Raw genomic sequence first — 10,879 nt, 5'->3', positions numbered from 1 at the left:
AATTGAAACCCGTCAGGGTTTATTTGATATGCCCACTTTTATAAAATCTATAAAAGATAATAATAAACTATATGAAAAGACCGCATTTTGTATGAAAATATACCTTAAGTTGATGGATGTGTGGTGCCACCCCAAAAAGAAACAGATTCACCAAAGGATGACGTCTGCTCAAAATCAAAAAGAATTCATCCATCAACTGTTTGGAGTAGCTTCATAAACTAGCAACTTAAAGAAAACAGACTCTCTAGGTTTCTAGCGAATGCTTTTGCACCAGAACCAACTGTTGTATAGTATCTTGGGATTTTTTTGTTGACATAACTTTATCATCCTAATTTTTCTTTTAGTATATCAAATTTTACACATATGTTACCTATCCATTCATCCTCTAAGAAAATATGCAAAGAAAAAAAGATAATACCAAACTCGGTCTTATCTATGGCATAAGGAGAAACAAATAGGGTGATAACCATCACTTTTTCATCATATTAAAATAACTGTTGAATTTGAATATTACAACTAAAAATGGTGCTAATATCCATATTGAGAAATTTATGACTAACTCTTATAATTCCGAAAATTTCTTCTTTTCATGGGTATCCATGGGAATTTAGTTTGTTTTTTTCGCTTTGGAGAACAATTAATTTCTTAAGTTGATGGATGTGGTGGTACTCCCCCAAGAAGGGACAAACTCTCCAAGGGGAGAAGTCTGTCCAAAATCAGATACAACTTATCAATAATCTCTTCGGTCTCACTGTATAACAGTGGATTCCTAACGGAATCTGGCGTTCTTTTTTAAAAATTGATTATCTTTGCAACAGAACCCCGAAAAAACTCATTATATTACAAAATTGAAGGTTGTATCTTCATATATAAGTTTCTCAACAATTATCTTTTGGATGAATAGCTCATCTCATATAAAATTGCCAATTACGTTTATGTCGATTCACGAATAATTAGATTCGTAGGATATTGAATAATTTTACGGCTAATACTCTCTTTTGAATCTATATATATCAGTATTTCACTAACAACGCGTTTACTTAATTCAACTATTGGAATATCAATAGTACTTATTGTTGGACTGGTAACTTTACAAATTAACTGATTGTCATAGCCACAAACGGCAAGATCAGTTGGAAGATTATACCCTTTTAAAGTAGCATTTTTAATAACTCCAGCTGCTACTTGATCATTACCAGTAAATAGTGCCGTAGGTTTGTCTTTTAAATTATTTAACTGCTCAAAAATTTTAAACCCATCTTCAACAGTAATTGCATTTCCAAATAGCCATTCTTTTTTATATGATAACTGTTTTTCTTCTAGAGCATGAAGATATCCTTGTTTACGTTTTAATTGAGCTTGACTATTAAACGAATCGTAGCAAAAACCTATCTTCTCATGTCCTTTACTAATTAAATGTTTAACTGCTTTATAGCCCGCTTCATATTCATCATAGCAAATTATTGGAATAGGAGCAGTTTCCTCATACTCATTACACAGTAGTATTGGACCATGTGCTAAGTAACACTCCACATCTTTCCATTTGTTTTCTAAGGATGCGAGAATTACACCATCCACAGCTTTATTTTCTAACAATGTTAGTAATTCAAGTTCTATTTTTTTTTCATAAAAAGTCTGATAAATCAATAATTTGTAATTGTGTTTCAATAATTCCTTAGATATCTCTTTAGCAAGTTGACCAAAAAAAGGATGAGCAATATTAGGAATAGATAGGGCTATGGTTTGTGTTTTATTTACCCTAAGATTCCTAGCAATAGAACTAGGAGTATAGTTTAACTCTTTCATTACTCTCAATATTTTTTCACGTTTTTCTGAATTTACATAAGGATGATTATTTAACACTCTTGAAATTGTGGCATTTGATACATTACATAGTTTGGCTATTTCTTTAATTGTTACCATAGAATCACTCCATAAAAAAAATTGTTGACATGTAATCGATAACATAAAATATATTCTATTCATGATTTTTAAAATAATTTCTTAGAGGTGATTTTAACGTGAAAACTCTTACTACAGTTTCTGGTCATAGCAAAGATCATTTAGCCTTATTGAAATACTTACAGGGCGAAACAAAAGGTATTGAATTCGAAATTAGCAATATTTTACCGAATCACAAAATGAAAGAGAAATTATTTAAAGATAACAAATTGGATAATAATGTCGATATCAATAAAGATATTTTCAATTATAGCAGAAAAAATATACAGAAAATAGAATTCATGCCTGTCAACCGTTTAATTTCTACAGAAGAAATCGACGGAATAATGAGAACTTTAAAAGAGGTATTACCGACAGGACAATTTACAAGTGGACCATTTTCAAAAAAGTTAGAGGAAGTAATCGGGGAGTATTTAAACAACCAATTTATAATTGCAACAAGTAGTGGTACAGATGCTCTAATGATTTCATTATTATCTATTGAAATCCAGCCAGACGATGAGGTGATTATGCCTGCTAATAGTTTTGCTGCTACAGAGAATGCTGTGTTAGCAATTGGAGCAAAACCTGTTTTTGTAGATATAGATCCTCAAAATTACTGTATAGATCCAACTAAAATAGAAGAAGCTATTACGCCAAAAACAAAATGCATTTTACCAGTTCATCTGTATGGTAAACAATGTGATATGAAAAAAATCCGTCAAATTGCAGATGCTTATCAATTGAGAATTGTTGAGGATGCTTGTCAGGCTATAGGTTCTTCGGATCTTGGGAAATACGGCGATATTACAGTTCTTAGTTTTAATCCATATAAAAATTTCGGTGTTTGTGGTAAAGCTGGTGCAATCGTTACTAATGATGAAGATCTTGCAATTCAGTGTAATCAATATAGCTATCACGGTTTTGAAGTTGATAAGAAAAATAAAAAAGTATTAGATTTTGGCTTCAATTCTAAAATTGATAATTTACAAGCAGCAATTGGTTTGGAGAGAATTAAACATTTATCGTATAACAATTTTAAAAGAGTACATTTAGCTCAGCGATATATAAATAATCTAAAAGCATTAATGGATAAAGAATTAATACAACTACCTGAGATGACGGAAGACAATGTATGGCACCTGTTCCCTATTAGAATTAAAAATGGAAAGAGGGATGAGCTGAAAAAGAAATTGAAACAGCTGTATAACATTGAAACCGACATTTATTACCCTGTATTAGCTCATAAACAGAACACTAACTTGGTTAAGGATAAATATATAAATGCTAATTTATTAAATACAGAGTTAATTCATAAAGAGATATTACACTTACCATTATATCCGAATATAGCATTAGAAGAACAAGACTATGTGATGGAGGGACTGATTAATGTCACTAAATAATAAAACTTTAAATTCTTTAACATTCAAAAGATTACCAGAAGTTGAAAATCCTAAATTTGTAGTTTTTTGTGATTTTGATGAAACATATTACCCTCATGATATGGATGAATCCAAAAGAAATAACATGAAATTGTTAGAAGAGTACTTATATGAACAAGGAAGTAATGGTCATCTAGTAATTGGTTGGGTAACAGGGAGTAGTTTAGAATCTATCATTGAAAAAATGAAAAAAGGACCCGTCCAGTATTTCCCTCATTTTATAGCAAGTGGATTGGGGACAGAAATAGCATACTTTAATAGTAATGGTATTACATTAACTGATCAAAGATGGGAAGAAAAGCTTGATAATAGTGGGCTTGTACCTGGTAAAATTGATGAAATCATTGATTTATTAGAAAGAGATTATGGTGTATTTTTACAACCACAGACACAATTAGGAACATCTAAATACAAATTTAATTTTTATTATGAAGAACAAAATGAAATTGTAGATACTAAAAATTTCAAAAATATAAAAGAAATTGCAGAGCAATATCTAGTAGGGGTTAATATTAACCGGTGTAATCCATTAGCAGGTGATCCAGAAGATTGCTATGATGTAGATTTTATTCCGATTGGAACTGGGAAAGATGAAATTGTTAAGTTTATTTTAGATAAATACGATTTAAGAAGAGAAAATGCAATTGCGTTTGGAGATAGTGGGAATGACTTGAAAATGCTTAAAGCTGTTCAACACGGTTACTTAATACAAAACGCGACAGAAGAAGCAAAAAAAGCGCACTCTATGTTAGCTCAAGGTGAATATTCTATTGGAATTTTAAATACTCTAAAGCACATTATTAATTAAAGGGGATGTTCTTATAATGAATATTGGAATTGTAGGTGCTGGTGGAATTGCAAAAGCTCACTGTAGAGCATTATCTACTATAAGTAATTGTAAACTAGTAGGAGCATATGATATCAACCAGGAGAATGCCCAAAAATTAATAGAAGAGTATGATGGGCATGCCTTTAATAGCTATGAAGAGTTAATTGAAAAAGTAGATGGCGTTATTATTGCTTCACCAAACTTCTGTCATAAAGCGCATGTCCTTCAAGCTTTATTAAAAAATAAGCATGTTTTATGTGAAAAACCAATGGCTATTTCTTTAGAAGAAGCCGAATATATGATGAAAGTAGCCAAAGAAACAAATAAAGTTGCAGCAATGGGTTTCAACTATCGTTACTTGTCTTATGTCACTGCTTTAAAGGAACTGATTCAAACTAAAGAATTAGGGGAGATAGTAGTTATTAGACTCCATTTCAAAAAAAATAGTGCATTAAGAAGAAAAACATTTACTTGGCGAGATGACTTACAAAGTAATAAAACTAGTGGGGCATTAGGGGATTTAGGAATTCATTTAATTGATTTATTGTGGTTTTTATTCGAAAGTGATTTTAGAGAAGATACTGTTAGAACCAAAATTAATACGAATGTAACAGAAAAAGATGGTCAAAAAGTATTTGTGGACGATTATGCTGAGGTTTACGGTCAATTAGCAAATAAAGTATTTGTTAATATTACCACATCTAAAAGTTCCTTACCTGAAGATTGTGGTTTTAGTATCGAGGTAGTAGGTACTAAGAAAGAATATAAGTATCACTCTAGAGATCCATATAAATATGTTATTTTTGATGGATTGAATAAGAAAGAAACCCTTTTACCTTTATCTTTATTAGCGGATCCAGAAAATGAGATTTTTGAATGGGCTGATTCTTTTAGAAATGAAATTATAAACTGGTCAAATGCTGCAGCAGGTTTTACTAATAAAAATGTTGCAACATTTGAAGATGGTTATCGCTCACAATCAATATTAGACTTATTCTTTAACAAAAATAATACAAATCATGGTTTATCTGTATCAACTATTTAGACCTGCTTTTAAAACAGGGATTTTAATTTGTGGTTTAGATCCCTGTTTTTATTGCGTATTGGAGCTGGTAATAAATGCGGTTAATATTTTATTATGGTTGTTTATTCTATTTTATCGTGGGAGTAATACATGTTTGTATTGGAAGCTTAATACCTTCTTTTTTACAGTATTACGAAAAATCTCCTGATCAATTAGGAGTTTTAATATTTTTTCAATTTACTGGTTTTCTAGTTGGTGTTCTTAGTTCACCAATATTAGTAAAAAAGTATCAATACTTTAAGACCTTAACATTAGGTGTGTTGGCAATGATTGCGGTACTAGGAGGATTTTTGTTTGTTAAAGAGTGGATATATCTAGTCGTAATAGCTTTCGTATTAGGATATGGAGCAGGCTTACTAGAAACGACAATGGGATCTTTTATAATTCTTGTAGAACGCAATAGTGCGGCTAGATTTAGCATACTTGAAGTATGGTTTGGGATTGGAGCACTTGGATTCCCCTTATTTGTTAATTATTTTATAAAATATTATGAATGGTATTTTATCCTGTATGGAGTGCTAATATTTCTACTTCTTACACTAAGCATTTGGTACCTAATTGGAAATTCTAAATTTAGGCATATTACACTTCCGAAAAGGCAAAAACAAAAATCGCTCTTTATTCTAATCACTAAATTTAAAGGTGACAAAGTAAAGATTTTATTGCTCATTGGGCTTTTCGCATTCTTATATGCAGGTATTGAAACAAACCTTGCTAACTTTTTATCTACCATTATGATCCTTACAAATAATGAAGTAATTAGCGCATTTAGTATATCATGCTTTTGGTTAGCCATAGTTATAGGAAGAATTCTTGTAGGTCAGTTTATTCATAAATTTAACTATTGGAAGTATATTACATGTAGTTGTTTCGCATTAGTAGTATTCTTACTTTTATTTCCTCTTGTTCATGGTACAGTCCTATATTTATCTTTAATTTTCATTATTGGCTTAGTTATAGCTGGGATTTTTCCAATAACACTAATTTTAGCTACACGAATTATGGAAAATAATACAGAAGAAGTAACAAGTATATTTATTGCATCTGCAAGTTTAGGAGGGGCACTTGTATCTTTTCTTATTAGTTGGAGCTTATCCTTGAATACTATAAATACCACCTTTGGAATATTTTCACTTTCAGCCTTAATGCTTAGTCTTATTATTTTAAAGATAAGAAAAAAATCTCAAGAGATGGATAAAAGTGTTAAGCAAAACAGAATAGGTAGTTAGGGTTACTTATTAAGAGGTATTTTTATTTGTCATTTTGCATCAATTTAGCATAAGAGAAATTTATGAGGAAAATTAATAAAAATTCTAAAAAACAATTCAATAATCATAAATATCTAAATTTTTATATGCGCTTTTCTGTAAGTACTGTGTAATATGTTTAGTAGAGAATTGTTATATAAAAATAATTATAGATGGTTATGAAGATATTTTTAGCTAAGGATGTATGAGTAAGTTGTCCTTTGCTTAACTTGTTCAGAACTTGTATTAACTGAGTATCACCAGGCATAAAAGAAACACTAATTTTATAACGATTATGAGAATAATTCGGGATTTGATAGAGTTACAGGCATTATTTTCGGTCTCTATATCATATCTGTGTAAATAAAGGATTATTTTATCATTAATATACAGAAAATTCCTGCGTTTTTTTATAAATAACAAAATTAGTAATTTTCTGTATATTTTTTCAAAAGATATATGTAAGATAGTTAATAAATATTATTACAGAAAAATAAGAACTAGGGACCATAAAACATAATTTAAGCTACGATTTATTTTGGGTATTATTTACAAGATAAAAAATGAAAGAAGGAACTAAAAATGAAGAAGCGTATTCGTAGCATTGAAAATCTGAGAGATGTTATCAAACCTGGGTCTCGAGTTCTTACTCTATTTAGTGGAGGTTTGGACAGTGCGTATTTGTTACATTTGCTCTCAAAGCAGCGTTGTAAGGAAGTTATCGCACTTACTGTTGATCTAGGAGACGATGTGAATTATGTCGATATTCAAAACCTTGCTAAGCAGTTCGGTGCTCATTCCGTTATTTTGGACAAACGTCAAGAATTTGTGGAGCAATTTGTAGCACCAGCAATTGCAGCACATGCATCTTATCTCGGTGTCCACCCAATCAGTTCATCCTTGAGCCGCCCGTGTATTGTCAATCAGGCAGTCCGCTTAGCAAAGGAGTTGAGCTGCGATGTCATTTTACACACTGCAAATCAATCCCAGAACAGTCTTCGTCGTCTAAATGGTGCACTTGATCAACTGGGATTTAAGGGATATTACGGTACTCCTTATGAATTCAGTGCTTTGACTCGAGAAGAGAAGATAAATGAGCTCCGTAATCAAGGGGTTAACGTGTTTCAAACGCGTAACTACAGTGGAGACTCTAATCTTTGGTGTCGTGAGTTTGAATCCGGAATGCTCGACGATCCAGAAGATTTTTCTACGCCTGAAGATTTGTATCGCTGGAGTGCTTCCAAACCAACAGCTGATGCAACTAAAATGTCCATCTCTTTCAAGGAAGGTATACCATTGTCCGTGAACGGTCAGAAGATGCAATTGCTGGAATTGATTGAACATCTTAATGTTGAAGCGGGGATTTATGGTATTGGCCGATTCTCTGGATTAGAACATTTGGCTGGTGGGGAAAAAGTATTGGAAGTTCGAGAAATGCCAGCTGCTCATATTCTACTGCATGCGTATCGCCAACTAGAAACTGCTTGTGTTGAGGCTGAATCAATTCGTGAGAAGATAAGTTTGGAGCAAATCTGGATACGCGAGGCAGTTGAGGGGCGCTGGTATGGTACGTTGCGTGAGGCAGCACAGCAGTTTATTGGTAGTATCGCACGAAATGTTACGGGGACAGTTACCTATCATTTGGATTGGCGGACACTCGAAGTTAATTCAATCTGTGCATCTCGACCACTCTATATTCGTGATCGAGATGGTTGGGAAAAACAAAAATCGAATGAAAATCGAGTATCCACTACAACCTTAATATAAAAGGAGGAAAATAAAATGGCTACAACAATTTTACAAAGCTTTTATGGTACAGATGAGACTCCTATTGTTGATGCAATATCTAAACAAATTACTGAGAACAGGATGTGCTATATAAAAGGAGATTTTCTGAAGGAGAAAGTGGAATTTTTTAAAGAAACACACTGGAATGAATTTACTAATAGTTGGAATAATTTGCTCCAAGATAACTTCATGAAAGATAATGGAAAGTATCGATTGCGCCGATTCTCGGAGTGGGAATACCTTGCACAAAATGGCCAATTAGAGCTACTTCCAGCGCGTCCCTATGTTCAACCACTATATATTAACCCTTTGAATGGAGGTACTGAAAGAATTTTTGAACCATTTGAAGAACATATAATACAGAATTCCTTTTTAAACGGTTTGTTAAAATGGTGTCTGAACATCTTTGAAAAAATCGAAGGTAAGAGTAATTGGGAAGTACAAGTGTTCCAAAATAGAATTTTTGCAGCAAATGAGGATGCAGGAATGCCAACGCCGGAGGGTGCTCACCGTGATGGTGTTACCTACATTTTAATGATGCTAGTGGATCGTGTAAATGTGGTCGGTGGTGAAACGACTATGTATGATGAGGAACAAAATGCGCTAGGCACTCTTACAATGCTAAATCCATTAGATTGTGTAATAGCTAACGACGAGAGAACTATGCATGGGGTAACGCCAATCAAGTCTCAGCATGCAGACAGTCAGGGGCACAGAGACATGCTTATCGCTATGTTTACAAAAAAGTAGGAGAATTTTAAGAGACTATAAGACGAAAGTGTGAGAATACCACTTCAAGTTCTAGATTTTCTTGAAGTGGTTTCTTTTGTTCTACGTAAGTAGCAAGGGGTAGTTAACTCCAAAATAAGGGTGGTACATGTCTGATGGCATTATTAGAAAAATCAAGTAAACTGAACGCCTTAAGGAGTCAGCATTTCAAAAAAGCAAACTGGACTGCGGATCTGTTATTACTACTAGTAGCCATTATTTGGGGTTCCACTTATATTACAGCAAAAACCGTTGTCTCTGTGTATCCGGTTTTTCTGTTCTTGTTTCTTCGGTTTTCCCTAACTGTACTAATGATGGCTCCGTTTACAATGCGTGAATATCGTCGATTATCGAAGGACACTTGGTTTGTTGGTTTCATTTTAGGGCTACTTTTGTTCTCAATCTATAGTTTTGAAACAATAGGAATCTTTTATACGTCAGCTTCGAACTCTAGTTTCTTAATCAGCCTATGTGTAGTATTGACACCAATTGTGGGAGGTGTCGTGTATAAGAAATATCCAGGAAATGCTGTTATCGGAGTAGTATTGTTGTCTGTTATTGGTACTGGGATGCTCACGATCAAGGGGGAATTCCATTTAAATTATGGCGATCTAATGATTTTAGCAGCAGCCTTGATGCGTGCAATTCAAATGGTATACACTAAAAAGCTAACAACAGGAAAGGAATTAGATTCAGCTGCACTGACAACTATTCAGATGGTAGTAGTGACTGTTTTGACTGGATTTGCTTCCTTAATAATGGAACGACACACATATGTTACGCTACACAGCACCTGGCAGTTTTGGGGGATTACTCTGTATCTAGCCATTTTTGGTACGTTGTTTGCCTTTTATGTGCAAATGACTATGATTCGTCTTACCTCGCCCGTACGAGTGGGTCTTCTACTTGGTACCGAACCACTTTTCGGAGCTATGTTCGCGGTTTTAATCGGAGGTGAGTCAATGACAGGGATTGCAATAATAGGCGGTGTAATTATCGTAACTGCAACCTATTGGGGACGCCAGATTGAATTAAGGCGTCAAAAGGTTTGAATCCCTAGCATCGATCTGGCTTTAAAATAAAGTTACGATGTTCATAAAAATATTGCGACTTTTTGAAGAATGGTTTGATAAGATATCCGGTTCTGTTGCAAAGTTTGAAAAAAGCATAAACAGATTGATAAATGAGAAGAACTATTTAGGCAGTGATTAATAATTTTTGTAATTCACTGTATGCTGAAAAGACGGAGTCTGATCGAAGACTTCGTCTCTGTTTATATATCGCTTGAATTGTTTCAACTTCTTTTATTGTTCGTGAAGCATGACGAAGATATTGAAACCCAGCCGATTTTGTAAACCGGCGTTTCAGGCGCCGATGGTCTTGTTCAATGAGATTATTAAGATGTTTGAGGGTACAGTGTTTTGTATGAGTGTAAACACCATTTTCCCTTGACTTTGATATAGGTTTCATCTAAATACCATGATGGTTGGGAAGTTTTGTTTTTCTTTTTCCAGATCTGATAGATAAGATTTCCATATTCATGAACCCAACGCATGATCGTTGTAGGATGAACCGAAACCCCACGTTCCTTGAGGATCTCAGATACATCTCGATAACTTAAGGAAAAACGACAATAGTAGCCAACAGCTAGTGAACTACCCGCCACTTAACGTCCTTACGGACTGTTTGAAGTGGGGGCTTCTTGGGAAGTAGATACTTTTATTAGCTATCTATATTTATCAAGCTATAAGGGCAGTCCCTGCCCCTAAAGAAAATA

General features: G+C 33.5%; 8 protein-coding genes and 3 pseudogenes. 9 read left to right on the top strand and 2 right to left on the bottom strand.

The window, feature by feature from the left end:
• Nucleotides 1-217: pseudogene (locus AAIE21_RS28780) on the top strand (hypothetical protein); the annotation flags it as partial.
• A 458-nt stretch (nt 218-675) separates the two neighbouring features.
• A pseudogene (locus AAIE21_RS28775) lies at nt 676-759 on the top strand (IS6 family transposase); the annotation flags it as partial.
• A gap of 174 nt (nt 760-933) precedes the next feature.
• Here the strand turns inward: AAIE21_RS28775 and AAIE21_RS28770 are convergent.
• Nucleotides 934-1,923: a LacI family DNA-binding transcriptional regulator gene (locus AAIE21_RS28770; protein WP_343269809.1), complete on the bottom strand. Its 990-nt coding sequence runs from the start codon at nt 1,921-1,923 to the stop codon at nt 934-936.
• 98 nt (nt 1,924-2,021) lie between these two features.
• Here AAIE21_RS28770 and AAIE21_RS28765 point away from each other — a divergent pair, with 98 nt between their 5' ends.
• The 7 genes from AAIE21_RS28765 to AAIE21_RS28735 all read left to right on the top strand — a co-directional run bounded on the left by AAIE21_RS28765 (nt 2,022) and on the right by AAIE21_RS28735 (nt 10,154).
• The gene (locus tag AAIE21_RS28765) at nt 2,022-3,347 is read left to right on the top strand and encodes a DegT/DnrJ/EryC1/StrS family aminotransferase (RefSeq protein WP_343269808.1); all 1,326 of its coding nucleotides are present in this window, start codon (nt 2,022-2,024) and stop codon (nt 3,345-3,347) included.
• Complete coding sequence (locus AAIE21_RS28760; RefSeq protein WP_343269807.1) at nt 3,334-4,194, top strand: HAD-IIB family hydrolase; 861 nt, start codon at nt 3,334-3,336, stop codon at nt 4,192-4,194. The genes AAIE21_RS28765 and AAIE21_RS28760 overlap by 14 nt, the downstream gene beginning before the upstream one ends.
• A 16-nt stretch (nt 4,195-4,210) precedes the next feature.
• Nucleotides 4,211-5,260: a Gfo/Idh/MocA family protein gene (locus AAIE21_RS28755; RefSeq protein WP_343269806.1), complete on the top strand. Its 1,050-nt coding sequence runs from the start codon at nt 4,211-4,213 to the stop codon at nt 5,258-5,260.
• 74 nt (nt 5,261-5,334) lie between these two features.
• Nucleotides 5,335-6,528, top strand: coding sequence for an MFS transporter (locus AAIE21_RS28750; protein ID WP_343269805.1), 1,194 nt, complete (start codon nt 5,335-5,337; stop codon nt 6,526-6,528).
• Between the two features lie 600 nt (nt 6,529-7,128).
• The gene (locus tag AAIE21_RS28745) at nt 7,129-8,313 is read left to right on the top strand and encodes an argininosuccinate synthase-related protein (RefSeq protein ID WP_343269804.1); all 1,185 of its coding nucleotides are present in this window, start codon (nt 7,129-7,131) and stop codon (nt 8,311-8,313) included.
• Between the two features lie 15 nt (nt 8,314-8,328).
• On the top strand, nt 8,329-9,084 hold the full coding sequence (locus AAIE21_RS28740; protein ID WP_343269803.1) for a 2OG-Fe dioxygenase family protein: 756 nt from the start codon (nt 8,329-8,331) through the stop codon (nt 9,082-9,084).
• A gap of 134 nt (nt 9,085-9,218) precedes the next feature.
• Nucleotides 9,219-10,154, top strand: coding sequence for a DMT family transporter (locus AAIE21_RS28735; RefSeq protein WP_343269802.1), 936 nt, complete (start codon nt 9,219-9,221; stop codon nt 10,152-10,154).
• A gap of 145 nt (nt 10,155-10,299) precedes the next feature.
• Here AAIE21_RS28735 and AAIE21_RS28730 read toward each other — a convergent pair.
• Nucleotides 10,300-10,768: pseudogene (locus AAIE21_RS28730) on the bottom strand (DDE-type integrase/transposase/recombinase).
• Nucleotides 10,769-10,879 lie beyond the last annotated feature (111 nt).

It is taken from the genome of Paenibacillus sp. 102 (assembly GCF_039549175.1).
Lineage (GTDB): Bacteria > Bacillota > Bacilli > Bacillales > Bacillaceae_G > Bacillus_A.
The sequence above is the reverse complement of the archived record's forward strand: the minus strand, read 5'-3'. Positions and strand labels throughout refer to the sequence as shown.